The sequence below is a fragment of the Pseudomonas sp. ASL4 genome (genome assembly GCF_056680395.1).
Genome location: NZ_CM155280.1, coordinates 2667633 through 2685903, shown reverse-complemented (window position 1 = coordinate 2685903; position 18271 = coordinate 2667633). Strand labels below are relative to the sequence as shown.

13 protein-coding genes are annotated in these 18271 nt (G+C 58.4%); 6 read left to right on the top strand and 7 right to left on the bottom strand.

From position 1 onward, the window contains the following. Positions 1-47 precede the first annotated feature (47 nt). The 4 genes from ubiG (at position 48) to AC1MEW_RS12215 (ending at position 3653) form a co-directional block, all read left to right on the top strand. The gene (gene ubiG / locus AC1MEW_RS12230; RefSeq protein WP_480426394.1) at positions 48-746 is read left to right on the top strand and encodes a bifunctional 2-polyprenyl-6-hydroxyphenol methylase/3-demethylubiquinol 3-O-methyltransferase UbiG; all 699 of its coding nucleotides are present in this window, start codon (positions 48-50) and stop codon (positions 744-746) included. A 4-nt stretch (positions 747-750) separates the two neighbouring features. Then, positions 751-1422, top strand: a complete 672-nt coding sequence (gene mupP / locus AC1MEW_RS12225) for an N-acetylmuramic acid 6-phosphate phosphatase MupP (protein ID WP_201205619.1) — start codon at positions 751-753, stop codon at positions 1420-1422. A 188-nt stretch (positions 1423-1610) separates the two neighbouring features. After that, the gene (locus AC1MEW_RS12220) at positions 1611-2351 is read left to right on the top strand and encodes a YciK family oxidoreductase (protein ID WP_201205621.1); all 741 of its coding nucleotides are present in this window, start codon (positions 1611-1613) and stop codon (positions 2349-2351) included. 375 nt (positions 2352-2726) lie between these two features. Next, complete coding sequence (locus AC1MEW_RS12215; protein WP_201205623.1) at positions 2727-3653, top strand: GGDEF domain-containing protein; 927 nt, start codon at positions 2727-2729, stop codon at positions 3651-3653. 137 nt (positions 3654-3790) lie between these two features. Here the strand turns inward: AC1MEW_RS12215 and AC1MEW_RS12210 are convergent, their stop codons facing one another. Both AC1MEW_RS12210 and AC1MEW_RS12205 read right to left on the bottom strand, forming a co-directional pair. Then, on the bottom strand, positions 3791-4552 hold the full coding sequence (locus tag AC1MEW_RS12210; RefSeq protein WP_207200039.1) for an iron-containing redox enzyme family protein: 762 nt from the start codon (positions 4550-4552) through the stop codon (positions 3791-3793). Positions 4553-4631: 79 nt separating this feature from the next. Next, a complete protein-coding gene (locus tag AC1MEW_RS12205; RefSeq protein ID WP_201205627.1) occupies positions 4632-7091 on the bottom strand; it encodes an EAL domain-containing protein in 2460 nt (819 codons plus the stop codon). A 320-nt stretch (positions 7092-7411) separates the two neighbouring features. Here AC1MEW_RS12205 and AC1MEW_RS12200 point away from each other — a divergent pair, with 320 nt between their 5' ends. Then, positions 7412-12052 carry a hypothetical protein gene (locus tag AC1MEW_RS12200; protein WP_480426391.1) on the top strand — a complete coding sequence of 1547 codons (4641 nt, stop codon included), beginning with the start codon at positions 7412-7414 and terminating at the stop codon, positions 12050-12052. A 1-nt stretch (position 12053) separates the two neighbouring features. On the opposite strand, the gene AC1MEW_RS12195 is transcribed toward AC1MEW_RS12200, so the two are convergent. From AC1MEW_RS12195 to AC1MEW_RS12175, 5 genes are all read right to left on the bottom strand, one after another. After that, positions 12054-13871, bottom strand: coding sequence for an ABC transporter ATP-binding protein (locus AC1MEW_RS12195; RefSeq protein WP_201254930.1), 1818 nt, complete (start codon positions 13869-13871; stop codon positions 12054-12056). Then, positions 13864-14466, bottom strand: coding sequence for a DsbA family protein (locus AC1MEW_RS12190; RefSeq protein WP_201206749.1), 603 nt, complete (start codon positions 14464-14466; stop codon positions 13864-13866). The genes AC1MEW_RS12195 and AC1MEW_RS12190 overlap by 8 nt, the downstream gene beginning before the upstream one ends. 37 nt (positions 14467-14503) lie before the next feature. After that, the gene (gene trhO, locus AC1MEW_RS12185) at positions 14504-15445 is read right to left on the bottom strand and encodes an oxygen-dependent tRNA uridine(34) hydroxylase TrhO (protein ID WP_322269300.1); all 942 of its coding nucleotides are present in this window, start codon (positions 15443-15445) and stop codon (positions 14504-14506) included. 336 nt (positions 15446-15781) lie between these two features. Further along, positions 15782-16081, bottom strand: coding sequence for a BolA family protein (locus AC1MEW_RS12180; RefSeq protein ID WP_201254931.1), 300 nt, complete (start codon positions 16079-16081; stop codon positions 15782-15784). Positions 16082-16093: 12 nt separating this feature from the next. After that, a complete protein-coding gene (locus tag AC1MEW_RS12175) occupies positions 16094-16621 on the bottom strand; it encodes a DUF2059 domain-containing protein (protein ID WP_201191427.1) in 528 nt (175 codons plus the stop codon). A 192-nt stretch (positions 16622-16813) separates the two neighbouring features. Between AC1MEW_RS12175 and AC1MEW_RS12170 the strand changes: the two genes are divergently transcribed. Next, the gene (locus tag AC1MEW_RS12170; RefSeq protein WP_480426388.1) at positions 16814-18208 is read left to right on the top strand and encodes a class II fumarate hydratase; all 1395 of its coding nucleotides are present in this window, start codon (positions 16814-16816) and stop codon (positions 18206-18208) included. Positions 18209-18271 lie beyond the last annotated feature (63 nt).

Sequence of the window (18271 nt, the reverse complement as noted above, 5' to 3'; positions counted from 1 at the left end):
CGAACACCGGGGCAACAGGATTTTTCAAGTTTTAGAGGACTTAAACCATGAGCAACGTCGACTACGCCGAAATCGCCAAATTCGAAGCCCTGGCCCATCGCTGGTGGGACCGCGAAAGCGAGTTTAAACCGCTACACGACATCAACCCGCTGCGGGTCAACTGGATTGACGAACGAGTCAACCTGGCCGGCAAGAAAGTCCTCGACGTCGGTTGCGGCGGCGGCATCCTCAGCGAAGCCATGGCTCAGCGCGGCGCTACCGTCATGGGCATCGACATGGGCGAAGCACCGCTGGCGGTCGCGCAACTGCATCAGCTGGAATCCGGCGTGACGGTCGAATACCGGCAGATCACCGCCGAAGCCCTGGCCGAGGAAATGCCCGAGCAATTCGACGTGGTCACTTGCCTGGAAATGCTCGAACACGTGCCGGACCCATCCTCGGTGATCCGCGCTTGCTTCCGCATGGTCAAGCCTGGCGGCCAAGTGTTCTTCTCCACCATCAACCGCAACCCGAAGGCGTACCTGTTCGCCATCATCGGCGCCGAATACATCATGAATCTGCTGCCGCGCGGCACCCATGACTTCAAGAAATTCATTCGCCCGTCCGAACTGGGCGCCTGGAGCCGCATGGCCGGCCTGACCGTCAAGGACATCATCGGCCTGACGTACAACCCGCTGACCAAGCACTACAAACTGGCGGCCGACGTGGACGTCAACTACATGATCCAGACCTTGCGCGAGGAGTAAGCCGATGCGAATCAGAGCAGTCCTTTTCGACATGGACGGCACTCTGCTCGACACCGCGCCGGACTTCATTGCCATCTGCCAGGCGATGCGTGCCGATCGCGGCTTGCCGCCGATGAATGACAAGCACGTTCGCGACGAGATTTCCGGCGGCGCCAAGGCGATGGTCGCAGTGACGTTCTCCATGGACCCGGAATCGCCGGGATTCGAGCAATTGCGCCTGGAGTTTCTGGAGCGTTACCTCAAGGATTGCGCAGTTCACAGCAAACTCTTTGACGGCATGGGCGAACTGCTGGCCGACATCGAGAAGGCCAACCTGATCTGGGGCGTGGTCACCAACAAGCCGCTGCGCTTTGCCGAACCGATCATGCAGCAACTGGGGCTGGCGGAGCGCTCTGCGCTGCTGATCTGCCCGGATCACGTAAAGAACAGCAAGCCTGACCCGGAGCCATTGATCCTGGCGTGCAAGATGCTCAATCTGGACCCGGCCAGCGTGTTGTTTGTCGGCGATGATTTGCGTGATATCGAGTCTGGTCGCGATGCTGGCACCAAGACTGCTGCCGTGACGTATGGCTACATCCATCCGGACGATAACCCGCGGCATTGGGGTGCGGACGTGGTGGTGGATCATCCGCTGGAGTTGCGCAAGGTTCTGGATAGCGCGCTCTGCAGTTGCTAAACCGAGCGTCTTTTTGTGGCGAGGGAGCTTGCTCCCGCTGGGTCGCGAAGCGGCCCCTCTGTCTACCACCGCAATCTGTCAGGCACACCGCATTGCTGGTTTTACGACTGCTTCGCAGCCGAGCGGGAGCAAGCTCCCTCGCCACAAGTGCAACGCCTGCCTACTGCTGAATTGTTGTGAGGTTTTTTATGTTTGATTATTCCGCCCGCCCTGAATTGCTCAAGGACCGGGTCATCCTGGTCACCGGTGCTGGCCGTGGCATCGGTGCTGCCGCCGCGAAGACCTATGCCGCCCACGGCGCCACCGTATTGCTGCTGGGCAAGACCGAAGCCAACCTGACTCAGGTCTACGACGAAATCGAAGCGGCCGGTCACCCACAACCAGCCGTGATCCCGTTCAATCTGGAAACCGCCCTGCCCCATCAATACGATGAGTTGGCAGCGATGATCGAGACCGAGTTCGGCCATATTGATGGCCTGTTGCACAACGCCTCGATCATTGGTCCGCGCACGCCGATCGAGCAGTTGTCCGGCGAAAACTTCATGCGGGTCATGCATGTCAACGTCAACGCCATGTTCATGCTCACCAGCACCTTGTTGCCGCTGCTCAAGCTCTCGCAGGACGCCTCCGTGGTGTTCACCTCCAGCAGCGTCGGGCGCAAGGGTCGGGCGTATTGGGGAGCTTATGGCGTGTCCAAGTTTGCCACCGAAGGCTTGATGCAAACTCTGGCCGACGAGGTCGACACCGTGGCACCGGTACGCTCCAACAGCATCAACCCCGGCGCGACCCGCACCAGCATGCGCGCCCAGGCGTATCCCGGTGAAAACCCGCAGAACAACCCAACGCCTGAGGAGATCATGCCGGTCTACCTTTACCTGATGGGCCCGGACAGCACCGGCATCAACGGCCAGGCATTCAACGCCCAGTAACGGCCGTGCGTCGCTTTTGTGCTGCGGCATTTTATTGCCGCTGCACGCTTCAACCGCTGCAACCCCTGCCCTTTACAGTCAAACAAATGCCGCCGAACTGCGCGGCACTTCTTCAAAAGCGTCCTAACCAAATGATTTAGAACGGCTTTTATCCGAATGAACCGAATGGCACGACTTTCGCTCTAATTTTGTTCAGACACGCAGTGTGAAAGCAGTTGGCAGCAGCGCCTGAGTCGGCAGGTTACTAATCTTCGACAAAGCGGACTAGACTCGGACCAAATGTCCTACGGGACTGATGGACCAGTATGACGCGCAGCCCAAAGCCGCTCTCACCCAGCCTGTAAGACAGCCTTACTGCTTAGGGGCTCACGCCATATGAAATCACCTTCCCAGACCAACGCAATTGACTTCGATAGCGCCAAATTGCAACGCCTGGGCTTTGGTCAGCAGCCTCCTCTTCCGGAACGGCCGGTCAGTCTTGCGCAATTGCGTCAGCAACTGAGCTTGCAGCTGCAAACCAGTCTTGAGCCGCAACGCATTCTCGGGCTCTTTTTTCGTGAAATTCAGCGTCTAGTACCGCTCGATGCCTTGGGCTATCAGCACAAGGCCAGTGACTTGCGGCTGGAGTTTGGTCTTCGCGGTCATCATTCGGTCAGCTACAGCCTGAGCCATGAAGGTGAACATCTGGGTGAACTGGTGTTCCGCCGCAATCAGCGTTTCAGCGAGCAGGAACTGGGCAACCTGGAGTCGCTGCTGTCTGCACTGCTCTATCCAATGCGTAACGCCCTGCTCTACCGCGCAGCGACCCAAAGTGCCTTGCGTGACCCGCTCACCGACACCGGCAACCGCGTTGCCATGGACCAGACCCTGCAACGGGAAATCGAAATGTCGCGGCGGCATTTGCAGCCCTTGTCGTTGCTGATGCTCGATATCGACCACTTCAAACGCGTCAATGACAGCCATGGGCACAGCGCTGGTGATGAAGTGCTCAAAGCGGTTGCCGCCTCGATCAAGGGCCAATTGCGCAACGTGGACATGGTGTTTCGGTTTGGCGGCGAGGAGTTTTTGATTCTGCTGTCCAACACCACTCGGGAAGCGGCGGCCATGGTCGGCGAGCGCCTGCGGTTTGCCGCCCAGGCTCAGGAGTATCACGCCGATGGCCAGTTGATCGAGCTGACCGTTAGCCTGGGTTGTTCGACCCTGCTGCCCGGTGAATCCGCCGAGAGCCTGTTGCGCCGAGCCGACAGTGCGCTGTACGTGGCCAAGCGCGAGGGGCGCAATCGACTGGCGATGGCGGGCTGAGCGTTCACGAACAATACAAAACAATGTGGGAGCGGGCTTGCTCGCGAAAGCAGTGTGACAGTCGACTTAAATGGTGACTGTCAGTCCGTCTTCGCGAGCAAGCCCGCTCCCACATTAGGTTGTGTGTTGCAGTTAGATCAGCTTTCAGCCAGCGCCATCCGCCCACGAACTACCGGCGCCCGTTCCGCGTGTTCCTGCTGCATGCAGCGCTCCAGAAACAGAAACATGTAGTCGTAGCTTTTGCACACAGCCTGGCGCAGTTCCACTTGCAGGGATTTGCTCGGGTTCTGGCCCGCCAGGGTGCAGATGATTTCCAGCGCTTCCCACGGGTGGGCATCGTCGTACTGGGCGTGCATCTTCAGCCACTTCATGGCCCGCTTGCGATCTTCCTCAGGGAAGGCTGCCGCGTACACGCCACTGGAACAGACCAGCGCCGACCACTCCCCGGTCGCGCCCTCAATGGCGTAGTTGGTAGCGGCGATGGCCACGATCAGCGAATCCGCTGAACTTGTGTGCCAGCACCAGTGGCTCAACGCATGAAGCTCCGGGGGCACTTGTTGCGCTTGCAGATCTTCCAGGCTGACACCGTGAGCCCGACTCCAGTGCACCCAGTAATCGGCGTGGTTCAGTTCGACGCGAATGTTACGCATCAACCAGCGGCGCGCCATGTCTTCACCAGGATGGCGGGCAAAGCGGGTTTTAGTCAGGTTTTGTGCCATATACAACGCGAACTGCTCGACTACCGGCCAGCCACCTATCAGGTACTGACGCATCGTCTTGGCGCTGAGTTTGTTATCTCGCATGCGCTGATACAGTTCGTGCTCGACAACCCGACGTTTGCTCTCGCTGCAATCCTGGATCAGTTGCTGAGCCCAGGCGGGATAACTTGCAGCTTCCATGAGTGGTCCGGTTCGGTTGAATGTGTCGATCACTGTTCGGCTCCTTTTGATTTGTGATTGTAAGGATCAGCAAGAGATTTCAACGGAACGTGCCAGGCGCCTTGAATAACAGCGGTTGCGGTCTGGCGGGACGACTTTGCAAGCTATCGCAGGTAAACAGTTGCGGGCGTTCGATGACATACCCTTGAGCGTAATCCACACCGATCTCGAGCAACGCCTGCTCGATCTGGGGTGTCTCGACAAACTCGGCAATGGTGCGTTTACCCATGACATGGCCGATGTGATTGATCACCTCGACCATAGCGCGGTTAATCGGGTCGTCCAGCATATCCTTTACGAAACTCCCGTCGATCTTCAAGAAGTCTACAGGTAAATGTTTCAAGTAAGCGAACGAGGACATTCCGGCGCAAAAGTCATCTAGCGAGAAGTGGCAACCTAAACCTTTGAGTTCATTAATAAATCTGATTGCACTTCCTAAATTCGCAATAGCGCTGGTTTCTGTAATTTCAAAACAAATCATTTCAGGAGGAATAGCGTAAGTAACAAACTGTTCACGCAGGAAGTCCAGGAACGCCTCATCTCCGATAGTAATGCCTGACAGATTAATCGCACACATGGCCAACGGGCCTTTGCGCTGTTCGGCAATACATTGGGCAATGATCTTGAATACGTTCTCCACAACCCAGCGATCCAGCGACGTCATCAGCCCATAACGCTCAGCGGCCGGGATGAAACTGTCGGGCAAAATCATCCGCCCGGCCTCGTCATGCAGCCGCAGCAGTATTTCGATATGCCCACCGCCCTGCTCGACATGCCCCAAAGGAGCGATTTCCTGGGCGTACAGGCAGAACCGGTTTTCTTCCAGCGCCATGTGCAAACGCTGCACCCAGGCCATTTCACCAAAACGCAGAGACAGTTCCGAGTCGTCGGCATGGTAGACCTGAACCCGGTTGCGGCCCTTTTCCTTGGCCATGTAACAGGCCATATCAGCGGCGCGCAGCGAGGATTCGAGCGTGGTGGGTGTCTGCGCTACATGGACCAGACCGATGCTGACGGTGGTCAGGAACGGCCGGCCTTTCCAGACAAAATGCAGGTTTTGCACGGTCTGGCGCAGTACCTCGGCGATTTTCTCCGCATGCTCCGGTGCGCAGTTCTCCAACAGGATGCCGAACTCGTCGCCACCCAATCTGGCCAGGGTGTCGCCTTCGCGCAAACCGGATTGCAGCAAGGCGCAGATATGCCGCAGCAATTCGTCGCCCGCCGCATGGCCGCAGGTGTCGTTGACCAGTTTGAACTGGTCCAGGTCGAGGAACATCAAGGCGTGGCGCCCCGGCTGCCGTGTCAGGTTGTGCAGCGCCTGCTCCAGGCGATATTCGAATTCGCGGCGGTTGGCCAGCCCGGTCAGGGCGTCGTGGGTGGCCTGCCAGGACAGATTGGCGATGTATTGCCGTTCCTGGGTCATGTCATGCAGCACCAGCACGGTGCCGCTGACCTTGCCGGCGTTGCGGATCGGTGCGCCGACCAGGGTCACCGACACGGTGCTGCCATCCAGACGCTGGATCAGTTTGGAATGCTCGCTGCCGCCGCTGAGCTGGCCACTCAAGATGTGCTCGATCAAGGTAAAGCCGTCGGCCTGGGCGTTCTCGTCCAGCAGATTGAACAGCGCGGCCAAGGGCAACCCCGTGGCCTGCTCGGCTTTCCAGTGGGTCATGGCCTCGGCTGCCGGATTCATGTAGGCAATCGCCCCTTCGACATCCGTGGTGATCACGCCATCGCCAATTGACTGCAGGGTGATCTGCGCCCGGTCTTTCTCCAGTTGCAGGGCCTCGGCGAAGGCGTGGCGCTGTTTGAGCAGTTTGTGAGTGCGCAGCAACGCCAGGACGATCAACCCCAGCGCAGTGGCCAGGTTGGTCACCAGCAACAGCCGCAGAATCACCCGCGAGCCCTCGCCCAATGCATCACTGAAGGCCTTGGCGGCCGGGGTTACGCCGTCGTTAATCGCAAAAATCTGATCCTTCCAGCGCTTGATGTCGGCAGAGGTGGCCTGATTATCGACGACACCCTGGTGCATCTCCCGAGCAACGTCATCGAGTTGCACCAGGTAAGCGTCGCCCACGGTCCAGCGATCAATGGCCTTTTCCAGATAACTGAAATGCCGGAAGTTCAGGTACAGCCAGATCAGGCTGGAGACGTCGTCCGGGTGATTGCCGCCCTTGAGAATCCCCACCCGCGCGGCGTCGAGATCCGGCGGCTGCTTGTCCAGCGCCAGACGCAACTCATGCCCGCCCTGAGGCACGGCAATTGCGTTCTGGTATTTGAGGAAGATCGCCTCATCGCGGCTGTCGGCGTAGAGATTGAGGTAATAAATGGCGTCTTTCTGGCCCTTGGACCACAGGCTTTCACCGGCCACATAGCCGCGAACCGCCGACAGCACATACAGGCTGACGCCACCGAGCAACGCTTGAAATAGCACGACGGCGATAAACGGCCAGACGATGCCCAACAATCGTGGCGTTCCGAGAGTCCGTTTTGGCTTCATGAGGTCCCTTGCATAGGCACTGCCCTGATCATCATCCAGATCCGACCACTCCCGCAAGACTAGGAGGCGTTCCCACTCCCCGCAAGGGGCAGGACGTACACCGAAAAAGACGCATCATCCCAGCATAGAGGAACAACGCGACCTTCGCCGTCAGTTGAGCGTTGCCGGGCACGAATGCCCGCCTCCCGGTTAAAGGGTTTCTATATATATGCACCGCACTAGAGCTTCTCGGACTCGCTTAACTGGGCGCCGGTCCTGCCCTTCGGTACGTCAATGAAGTGCAGGTTAAGCAAGCAACTTTGCGAAGAGAATCATTATTAATGTCTGCTGCATTACCAAACACCACCGAATTATCCTCACCGTCATATGCACAACGGCATCAAGGCCAGCTGGAAGATTACGATCTGTTGCTGTCGTCGATGCGCGCCCGTGAACAACCTGCCAATACATTGGCAATGAAGTTGTTGCGACCCAGTCGCTATTCCCCCATGGATCTGGACAGCCAAACAGCACAAGAAGCACTGAAAGCACTGGAAGTGCTTTATGCAAACGAAAACAAAAGTGCACCGGTTATTGAGTCCTACAGTAATAACGTCCCTTCCGCGACCGGCAACTGGGTCGCGACCACAACGCTCCCGCCCCTGTCGACCAACAACCCGCAATGGCGTCTTTACAAGGATGCCCTCGACAATGCCGTGCAATCTTTGGGAGGAACGATTCGCCGCGATGGCCTGTTCCCCCTTCAACAGATGGCGCTGTATTACGGCATCGCGCCGTGGGACCCGCAGAACGCGACCCAGCATCAATCGGTCATCGATACCCTGGAAGAAAAACGCGCCTGCCATTCTCTGGAACTTGAAAATGGCCTGGACCTTGACGAACTGCGACGCCCCGTGAGTTCGAAAGACCGAAAAGCCTACGACTCCATACGCAAAAGCGCTCCGCACCTGATCGAAACGCTGACGTTTGAGCGCTATCTGGCTAAACGGACGAATACCCTGATTATCGAGACCGTACGGGATTTTTTACCGCAACAGACATCGTTGATCGGCTATTTGAGCGATGCGGTTGACGCCAAGGTAGCGCTTGAAACGATGCGGGCAAAACCGAGCGTCTACCTGGAAAAACTGCTGAAATCGCCCAAGGCTCAGGCCCTCGCGAACCTTTTGATCAAGGCACTGGACTGGTACGGCGAAAGGCCCGGGGAGCAGACCTCACCGGCCATGCGCGCCAAACTGGTCTGCCGGGCCATCCGCCTTCATCGCCATGCTCCCTCCGGGGATGCGCCGCAAGAAACCGCCGGTTACGACTGGCGGCAATCCGCTCATTGGGGCAAGAGTTATCAGTCGATCCGCATTGCATTCGAAGCCCACTTGCTCAGCACCCGGCGCGTTGCTACAGCCAATGAGGCGGTCATTCTCGCCCGCCTCTATCAATCGCAACTGACGAAGGATTTTGCGGTACATGATGTCCCCGCCGAACTGCCATATAGAAGTTCTGTGGTGTGGGTGAACTTCATACACGGCGTCTTGCTCTCCGATGCCATGGGATCGGGCTGGATTCAACGACAGACTTTCCAGCAACTGGTCAATCTGCCAATGGCGCTATCGACCGACGCCTCTGCCGAAGAGCTGGAAGCCATTGCGTTTGCGCGGTTGGTCCCAACAATCCATTGGGCAGTGACCCAGGGCATCATTCCCGATCGCGCCGATCGGGATTACAGCCAGGATGAACTCGAACGCGCTTCGAAAGCGCTTGATGCTCACAGCCAGGACCTGCAAAAAGCCATTGTTGAACTCGATGTTCCCCCGCCTGAAAGACTGAAGATGGCCAAGCAAGAGATGGCCAATCTGTTCGGAAGCAAAACCTTCACCAGCGATGGACGCAAATTGGTCGTGCAGGATAAAACCCGCGCGGCTGGCGGCTTTCGCAGTACACCGCTGTTAGATAATCCCCGTGTTCAGGCTTTCACCTTTCTGGACGTTTACGCAGGGGGAAAATTCGACAACGGCGAAATTTGGGGAATGACCGGCAGCGATGGAAAATCTCAAACAGACCGAATATTCAAATTGGGAAATGAGCGCGAGTTACTGACGTCGGTGACGGCTAACACCACTGATCACGACAGGAACGGCTTTTTTATATTCAGCTCCAGAGCCAAGAAGCTGCCCGATGTGAACAAGCTGTTCGAATCGGCATTCGACCTTCACATAGCATCGATCAAAGGGGCTTATGAATCACTGATCATCAGCCAGATCGCCTCTCTGCCGCTGGCCGAGCGCCAGTTGTTCAAGCTTGGAAAGCTAAGAATGCTGGCACTGCGAAAGGAAACGGAAAACCTCAGAGAAGCCGATGAAACCGAAGACATCATCCGGCAGAAGACCGCTCGAATGGGCTTTCTTTTACAGATTATCCACGAGCGTAAAACCTATTTTTATGAGCTGTTTCCGCGGGCCGGCACGATTCGCCAACGCCCGGATTTGACCCTTGACATGACGGGTGCCGTTCGAACAACCGCAGAGTTCGAAGGCTGGTTCTTCGGAGAAAAGTTTGATGCGCCTGTTCTACGAGGCAAACAGCTTCCGCTGGATTGGTCAGCCTATGCAAACGGTACGGCACCCAAAAAAGGGGCGAGCTGCCGAGCGATTCTGGAACAACGAGGAGCAATACTGCTCGCGCCCTCCGCTACAACCGGCGAAAGCGTTGACCCCTCCGGCTGGTCTCGTTTCAAGGAAATTGCCCAACTCGTCTCATCGAACCACCTTTACGTCGATGAAAAACAACTCCGTACCGAAGCGAGTGGCAGAACGGCTTTCGACGAAATCGAAAGCGCTTTCGAAAACAAACTCGACACCGTGAAATCGTTCATCCCGTTCTGGGGCAGCATTGAGGATTTGATGTCTGGGGACACGGATCGAATCTACAGCGGATTGCTTGGCCTCATGATGGACTTGACGGCGTTTGCCTTGCCCATCGGAAAATTCGTTTCCGGCTCGGTCAGGTTGGTCAAATTGGCCGGCACCGCCTCCGTGGCCGGGCGGTTAGGCAGCCAGGCCACGCTCCCCTCATTCTCCACGCTGACCCGCAAGCTGCTGGTTTCGACCGTGCAAAACCTGAACCCGCTGGATGGCATGCCGACCCTGCTTGCGTCGCTCGGCAAAGGGGTTTTATGGCTCGGAAAATTCGGTGCTCGCAAGGTCAGGACACTGGCCGGGGTATCAGGTCAGTACAACTTCATCCAGGGCTTTGCTCAAGCGACAACACCCGGTCGCTGGATGCCGCTCAACAGTGGTGATCAGTTGGCCACCGTCAAAGCCGTCGACGACGTTCCGGTGCGCAACGTTCCTCATGCTGGCTCGCCCCGACACTATTTGGTCGATCCTTTATCCTCCCTGCCTTATGGGCCACAACTGACCACCAGGAAGAAGGATTTTTCACCAGGAAGATCTGCGTTCACGCCCCTGGAAATAAACCACAGCCACGTCATTGTCGAGCTCCCCGAAAACGCCCGGGTGCTTGAAGTGCTTGAGGTCGACGGCCGAACTACCCTGTTCATCGATGACGTACCGTATCGCCTGGATGGGGACACGCTGCGCCGAGCGGACAAGATTGATATCGGTGACACCCCCAAGGCGTTGCCATGCCGGATACGTCGCGCCTTGGGTGCGGATGTTTGTCAGACCCGCTACGTCATCCGCACACCGGGGCCCACACCTCACCTCGGGGTCTTCGATGAAACCAAAAGCTGGGCGCCCTGGTTCGGAAACAGTATTTACACGCCAGCCCCCAACAGAATGCCCATAAGCAGAACCTCGCTTGCCGCACATTCCACCCTCGAAGCCACGATGGAGTTTCAAACCGGTATTTATGGGCGGGTGAAAGTCCGTGTCCCCACACCCGAGCAGGATTTTTTCCATACCTTTAACGCAGGGGCGGTGATTGTCGAAGCCATAGACGACTCCAAACACTATCTTTTCACCCGCCTGAACGCTGGAGACTTTTACGTTGCCGAAGTCACCAAAGGTCAAAGCCTGCGCGATGCGCTGATTTTCAGGAAAGCGTCCTCCCTTCCCGACGAAGTAAGGAAGGAGTTGCTGGTGGTTTACACCGGGTCCCTCAACGCCAATAACACGGTGCGAATCCATGGTTTGAATTCCGTTGAGCGCGCCGTGAAGACCATGGAGGAAATCGCCATTCCGATTGGCGGCCACGCCAACCCACCCGAGACGCTCAAATGGCTGAAGGTCGATACCAGCCCTGGTGAGGCAGCGATGTTCGATCATCGGTCGCGGATGATCATCAGCAAACTGCCAGAAGGTGCCACGTCCTGGACCCGCAGCAAGGACGCCCCGGAGGCCTTGCGCCAGAGAACGGCGGAAATCTTCGATACGCTGTTCCTGGAACCGGTCATTACCCTGAGAAAAGACAGTGCCTTGAAGATCGACGCCACGATGCAACGCCTCCAGAAACTGATCCCGCGTAGACAGCGCCCCCACAACGCTCGGAACATCGCCTATGCCCAAGTCACTACTGCAGCGGGCAAGCAGGAAGTCTATGTCAGTGTTTCAGGCGCTCAGGGGGCTACCGCGCATCTTCCGCTGTTCAAGCACAATGGGGGCACCCATCCGGTCATCGTCGGTGAAACGACCTACTTCAATATCGACCATAACCAATCGTTTCCCAGTACCGCCCTCAACGTTACGGAGGACGGGAAACTGCTCGCCGTGCCACGCACCATCGACAACATCGACACCTACCGCCCGGAGCTGACCAGCCGACCTACTTCGCTGGACAGTGAAAGCAAGTTGATCAGCGTGATTCGCAAGAAATACCCAGATCGCACGTCGATCAAATCGGTCGACGTCGCCACGACGATGCCGCCGTGTGATTCCTGCTCGGTGGTGATGAAGGAGTTCGCCTACGACGGCGGGGAAAATGCGCTGCAAGTCTTGTGGAAATGACTTACAGCTGCTGCAGATGCCCGTAAAGCTTGGCGTACAAACCACCCTCAGCAATCAATTGCTGATGGTCGCCATCCTCGGCAATGCGCCCGCCATCGAACACCAGCACGCGGTCAGCCTGCTTAACGGCTGACAGTCGGTGGGCAATGATCAGGGTGGTGCGCTCGCTGAGGAACCGCGCCAGCGCCTCGTGCAGGTTGTATTCGGTGGCGGCATCAAGGGCCGAGGTGGCTTCATCGAGGATCACCACTTTCGGTTGGGCCAGGACCATCCGGGCAATCGCCAGACGCTGGCGCTGCCCGCCGGACAAGCGCACGCCGGAACGACCTACAACACTGTCCAGGCCCTGGGGCAAGGCGCGAACCGTGCCATCGAGCTGAGCGATTTCCAGGGCCTGCCAGCAGGCTTCGTCGCTGCGTTCGCGGCCCATGGTCAGGTTCGCCCGCACGGTGTCGTTGAACAACGCCGGATGCTGCAGTACCACCGCGACATTTTCCCGAACCGTTTCCAGGCCGATCTCCTGCTGGGTCGAGCCGCCGAAGCGGATCGTCCCGGCCAGCGGCGTGTACAAGCCCAGCAGCAACTGCACCAGGGTGCTCTTGCCGCCACCGCTGGCGCCGACAATCGCGACTTTTTCACCGGGAGCGATGGTCAGGTTCATCTGGTCCAGCACCAACTCGTCGCCGTAACTGAAACTCAAGCCCTGAACGTCGATGCCCACCGTGTCGCGCCCCTGGAACGGATCGACGCCGCCCGGGTATTGCGGCTCATCGGCGCGGGCCAGCAACTCGTTGATCCGTGACAGCGCACCACCGGCAGCGTAGTAGGCGTATTGCAGATTCAGCAATTGCTCCACCGGGCCGATCATGAACCACAGGTAGCTGAACACCGCGAGCATCTGGCCGATGGACAGGTCGGAGAACAGTACGGTGAGCATCGCCGCCGCGCGAAAAATATCGATACCAAACTGGAACAGCAAGCCGCTGGCACGGTTCGACGCATCGGTTTTCCACTGGGAATTCACCGCGTAGTCGCGCACTTCCCGGGCGCGTTGGCCGAGTCGTCCGAGGAAGAAGCCCTGACGGTTGCCAGCGCGCACTTCCTGAATCGAATCCAGGGTTTCGGTCAACGCCTGGGTGAAGCGCGAGGTGCTGTCGTTCTCCAGCTTCTTCAGGTGCTTGACCCGCTTACCCAGTTGCACCGTGGCGTAGATCACCAGCGGGTTGAACAACATGATCAGCAGCGCCAGTTTCCAGTGCATCCAGAACAAAATGCTCGCGGTGCCGACCAGGGTCAGCATCGCCACGAGGAAACGACTGAGGGTTTCGCCGACAAACTTGTCGAGGGTGTCCAGGTCGGTAACCAGGTGCGTGGTCACCGTGCCGCTGCCCAGGCTTTCGTATTCGCCCAGGGAAATACGCTTGAGCCGTTCGATCAGCCGCACACGGATCCGATAAACGATGTCCTTGGCCAAACCTGCAAACAACTTCGCCTGCACCACGTTGAACAGCAATGCCGCACAACGCAGGGTAAACGTCACGAGCAGCATCAACCCGATATAGCCGGCGGCTTTCTGCCAGGCATCGGGCAGTGCGTGGTTCATGATCTTCAGGGCCGAGTCGCCGTGACCCAGCAACACTTCGTCCACCAGCAACGGCAAAAGCAAGGGAATCGGCACGCTGCACAGGGTCGCCAGAACGGCGACGCCGTTGGCGATCCACAGGGATTTCTTGTGATGCAGGGCCAGTCGACGGATTTCCGCCCAGCTCAGTCGATCGACACGCGGTGGAGTTGGGGCGTCATCGGGCAGGTCATGCACAGGCAGCGCGCTCCAGCCAGCGGCCGAGCAGCGGTGACAGGACACTCAGCGGCTGATAGCCGTTGGTAAGTAACGCCAGTTGACCATCACGTTCGGCCAGCAAGGTCGGGAACCCGGCAATGCCGAGGTCCTGAACCCAGGTGAAATCGGCCGCGGTGGCGGCGTGTTGATCGGCGCGGTCGAATGCGGCGGCGAACTCGATACGCGGCACACCGGCCTGCTCCGCCAACTCCACCAGCACGCTGGCATGAGTGACGTCGCGCCCTTCGGCGTAAAACGCGTGTTGAATCAGCCCCAGCAGCGTCCAGGCGCAATCCGGCGCCAGGCTGCGCGCCGTCACCAAGGCCCGGCAAGCAGGCTCGGTGTCGTAGACAAAGCCCTCAGGCAGCGCGCCGTCGAGCTTGAACGGCTGACCGGTAGCCTCGGTGACCGCCTGCCAGTGCTCAAGGATGTAGCGCCGGGTGGTCGGCTCCAGAGCCGCGCCACTGCCGGTGCGCAAGCCGCCTACAACCAGATGCAACTCCACCCCTGCCGCCTGCGCCTGCTCGACCAGCGCTTCGGCCACCGGCGCAAAACCCCAGCACCAGGAACACATCGGGTCCATCACATAGAGCAGGCGGGCAGACATGGATTCAAGCCTCGGAAGGTGATTGCTTGTAGTTGTAACCAATCGGGTGCGGCAGGTTGCGCGCCTTGGCCAGTTCGATCTGCTTCTGCCGGTCGATGGCGCTACGACGGGTTTTCTCGCTCAGCTTATCCCAGCAATGCGGGCAACTGATGCCGGCCACGTAGTGCTCGGATGCGCGGTCGCAGGCGCTGATCGGTGTACGACAGGCATGACATTGATCGTAGTCGCCTTCGCTCAGGTCGTGGCGCACGGTCACACGGTTATCGAACACAAAGCAGTCGCCCTGCCACTTGGTTTCTTCCTGCGGCACCTCTTCGAGGTACTTCAGAATCCCGCCCTTGAGGTGGTAGACCTCATCGAAGCCCTGGCTGAGCATGTAGCTCGAAGCCTTCTCGCAACGAATGCCGCCGGTGCAGAACATCGCGACTTTTTTGTGCACGGCCGGGTCGAAGTGTTCTTTGATGTAGTCGGGGAACTCACGAAAACTGGTGGTTTTCGGATCGATGGCGCCTTCGAAGGTGCCAATCGCGACTTCGTAGTCGTTGCGGGTGTCGATCAACAGGACTTCCGGATCACTGATCAGCGCGTTCCAGTTCTCTGGATCGACGTAGGTGCCGACCTTTTTGTTCGGGTCCACGCCTTCGACGCCGAGGGTGACGATTTCTTTCTTGAGTTTGACTTTGGTGCGGTAGAACGGCTGGTCGTCGCAGTACGATTCTTTGTGATCGATATCGTCCATGCGCGGGTCGTTCTTGAGCCAGGCCATCAGCCCGTCAATGCCTTCGCGGCTGCCGGAGACGGTGCCGTTGATGCCTTCTTCGGCGATCAGCAGCGTGCCTTTGACGCCGTTGTCGACCATCGCTTGCAGCAGTGGCTCGCGCAGCTCAACGTAGTTTTCCAGGGTGACGAACTTATAAAGTGCCGCCACGACAATCTGTTGTGTCATGGGTGATTCTCCAGGTGGCTACCCTCGTAAGGGGTGAACCGGATGCGAAAAAAAACGCGCCGGGTAAGCGGCGCGTTGCGGATTCTAGCAAAAACGGTGTGGTTTTAGGACTGCGAGATGCCTTTGTGGCGAGGGAGCTTGCTTGTGGCGAGGGGGCTTGCCCCCGTTGGGTCGCGAAGCGGCCCTGAAAATACAGGGATCACCTCGGTGCATCTGTCCAACCGAGTTTGCCGGTTTTACGACTGCTTCGCAGCCGAACGGGGGCAAGCCCCCTCGCCACAACAAGCTCCCTCGCCACAACAGCCCATCAGCCCATCAGCCCATCAGCCCACTACCTTAATGCGTGCTACCGCCAGCACAGGTCGGCGAGGCCGGGGCCGCGTCGATCTGTGCCCATTCTTCAGGCGTGTAGGTATGCAGCGCCAACGCATGAAACTCACCCATCAGCTCACCCAGAGTGCCGTAGACCTTCTGGTGACGCTTGACGCGATTGAGACCTTCGAACTGCTGACTGACCACCACAGCCTTGAAGTGGGTTTGCAACCCACGGCTGTGCATGTGGCTTTCATCCAGCACTTGCAGGTGCTCGGGCTGCAACAGCCCCAGCGTCGACTCGATGCGTTGTTGCATGGTCATACCGAACTCCGCTTAAGGCTTTTTCTTGACAGCTGGAGCAGCGGCGCCTTTAGGCACCAGCTCGTTGGTCATGTCATCCAGCAGTTTGTTGACCACAGGCACTGCGCTTTCGAGCTTGGCTTGAGTCATCTGGGCCGATTGCTGAGTCAGCTGCGGCATTTTTTCCAGGACTTTTTTACCCAGTGGCGACTGGTAGAACGCAACCAGATCTTTCAGCTCGGATTCGCTGAAGTTGGTGGTGTAGAGCTTGACCATGTCCGGCTTCAGCTTGTTCCAGCCAATGGCTGCGTCCAGCGCGGCGTTGGCCTTGGCCTGGTAGGTATCCAGCAGGGCTTTTTTCGATTCAGGGGCTTTGGTTTGCTCAAAGCGCTGAGCGAACATTTGCTGCACTTGCATGTACACCGGAGTGCCCAATTTGTCAGCGTGCGCCAGGGTCAGGAAAGCTTCGGCACTGGCGTTGTGGCTGGCGGTATCGGCAAAAACCTGGCCGCTGGCGCAAACCAGTGCAACCGCGGTACAGATGGCACGAAGACGAGTCATCGAGTTTCCTTTTCTAGCAGGCGAGGTAAAACCCCAAGGGCGACCATTCTGCGCCTAAAAAACGTCATGGCTCAACCCCCACCCCTTATGGGGCTTGATTTCTAAGGCTCAGTGGTCAAAAAACAGACTGATGGAACCACTGCTGCCGAACACGGCCTAAACTGCGCAATCAGACCTACAGGAGTGTGACCGATGAGCCGTATCGAAACCGACAGCCTTGGTGAAGTGAACGTCCCGGATGACGCCTACTGGGGCGCCCAGACCCAACGTTCGCTGATCAACTTCGCCATCGGTCAGGAACGCATGCCCCTGGCTGTGCTGCACGCCCTGGCGCTGATCAAGAAAGCCGCGGCCCGGGTCAACGACCGCAATGGCGACTTGCCCGCGGACATCGCCCGGTTGATCGAGCAAGCGGCCGACGAAGTACTCGACGGCAACCACGACGATCAGTTCCCGCTGGTGGTCTGGCAGACCGGCAGTGGCACCCAGAGCAACATGAACGTCAACGAAGTGATCGCCGGTCGCGCCAACGAACTGGCCGGCAACGCCCGCGGCGGCAAGTCGCCGGTACACCCCAACGATCACGTCAACCGCTCCCAAAGCTCCAACGATTGCTTCCCTACCGCCATGCATATCGCCACCGTTCAAGCGGTGCAGCAGCATTTGCTGCCGTCGATCAATGAGTTGTCTGGCGGGCTGGCCGAGCTGTCGGCCCGGCACATGAAACTGGTCAAGACCGGGCGTACCCACATGATGGACGCCACGCCGATCACCTTTGGCCAGGAACTGTCCGCGTACATCGCACAATTGGATTACGCCGAGCGGGCGATCCGCAGCGCACTGCCAGCCGTGTGTGAACTCGCGCAGGGCGGCACCGCTGTCGGCACCGGGCTGAACTCGCCTCACGGCTTTGGCGAGGCGATCGCCGCCGAACTGGCCGCGCTCTCCGGCCTGCCATTCGTCACTGCGCCAAACAAATTCGCCGCGCTCGCCGGCCACGAACCGCTGACGACGCTGTCGGGAGCGCTGAAAACCCTCGCCGTGACGCTGATGAAAATCGCCAACGACCTGCGTTTACTCGGCTCCGGACCACGCGCCGGTATCGCTGAAGTGAAACTGCCGGCCAACGAGCCAGGCAGTTCGATCATGCCTGGCAAGGTCAACCCGACCCAGTGCGAAGCCTTGTCGATGCTGGCTTGCCAAGTGATGGGCAACGACGTCGCCATCGGCTTTGCCGCGAGTCAGGGGCACCTGCAATTGAACGTGTTCAAACCGGTGATCATCCACAATTTGCTGCAATCGATTCGCCTGCTGGGCGATGGTTGCAGCAACTTCCAGCAGCATTGCATCGCCGGGCTGGAACCGGATGCAGCGAAAATGGCGGAACACCTGGAACGTGGCTTGATGCTGGTGACCGCGTTGAACCCGCACATTGGTTACGACAAGTCCGCCGAGATTGCCAAGAAGGCTTACGCCGAAGGACTGACCTTGCGTGAGGCGGCGTTGCAGTTGGGTTATCTGACCGATGAACAGTTTGATGCCTGGGTGCGGCCGGAGAATATGTTGGAGGCCGGCGCCAAGGGCTGAGATGTGTAGCGCCTGAAAGTCAGTTTTCGCGGGCAAGCCTCGCGCCTACAGGTGATCGCATTC

Excerpts from the sequence above, each read along its gene's own strand:
- ubiG (WP_480426394.1), top strand. The coding sequence starts at position 48 with ATGAGCAACGTCGACTACGCCGAAATCGCCAAATTCGAAGCCCTGGCC.
- mupP (WP_201205619.1), top strand. The coding sequence starts at position 751 with ATGCGAATCAGAGCAGTCCTTTTCGACATGGACGGCACTCTGCTCGAC.
- AC1MEW_RS12220 (WP_201205621.1), top strand. The coding sequence starts at position 1,611 with ATGTTTGATTATTCCGCCCGCCCTGAATTGCTCAAGGACCGGGTCATC.
- AC1MEW_RS12215 (WP_201205623.1), top strand. The coding sequence starts at position 2,727 with ATGAAATCACCTTCCCAGACCAACGCAATTGACTTCGATAGCGCCAAA.
- AC1MEW_RS12210 (WP_207200039.1), bottom strand. The coding sequence starts at position 4,552 with ATGGAAGCTGCAAGTTATCCCGCCTGGGCTCAGCAACTGATCCAGGAT.
- AC1MEW_RS12205 (WP_201205627.1), bottom strand. The coding sequence starts at position 7,091 with ATGAAGCCAAAACGGACTCTCGGAACGCCACGATTGTTGGGCATCGTC.
- AC1MEW_RS12200 (WP_480426391.1), top strand. The coding sequence starts at position 7,412 with ATGTCTGCTGCATTACCAAACACCACCGAATTATCCTCACCGTCATAT.
- AC1MEW_RS12190 (WP_201206749.1), bottom strand. The coding sequence starts at position 14,466 with ATGTGTTCCTGGTGCTGGGGTTTTGCGCCGGTGGCCGAAGCGCTGGTC.
- trhO (WP_322269300.1), bottom strand. The coding sequence starts at position 15,445 with ATGACACAACAGATTGTCGTGGCGGCACTTTATAAGTTCGTCACCCTG.
- AC1MEW_RS12180 (WP_201254931.1), bottom strand. The coding sequence starts at position 16,081 with ATGACCATGCAACAACGCATCGAGTCGACGCTGGGGCTGTTGCAGCCC.
- AC1MEW_RS12175 (WP_201191427.1), bottom strand. The coding sequence starts at position 16,621 with ATGACTCGTCTTCGTGCCATCTGTACCGCGGTTGCACTGGTTTGCGCC.
- AC1MEW_RS12170 (WP_480426388.1), top strand. The coding sequence starts at position 16,814 with ATGAGCCGTATCGAAACCGACAGCCTTGGTGAAGTGAACGTCCCGGAT.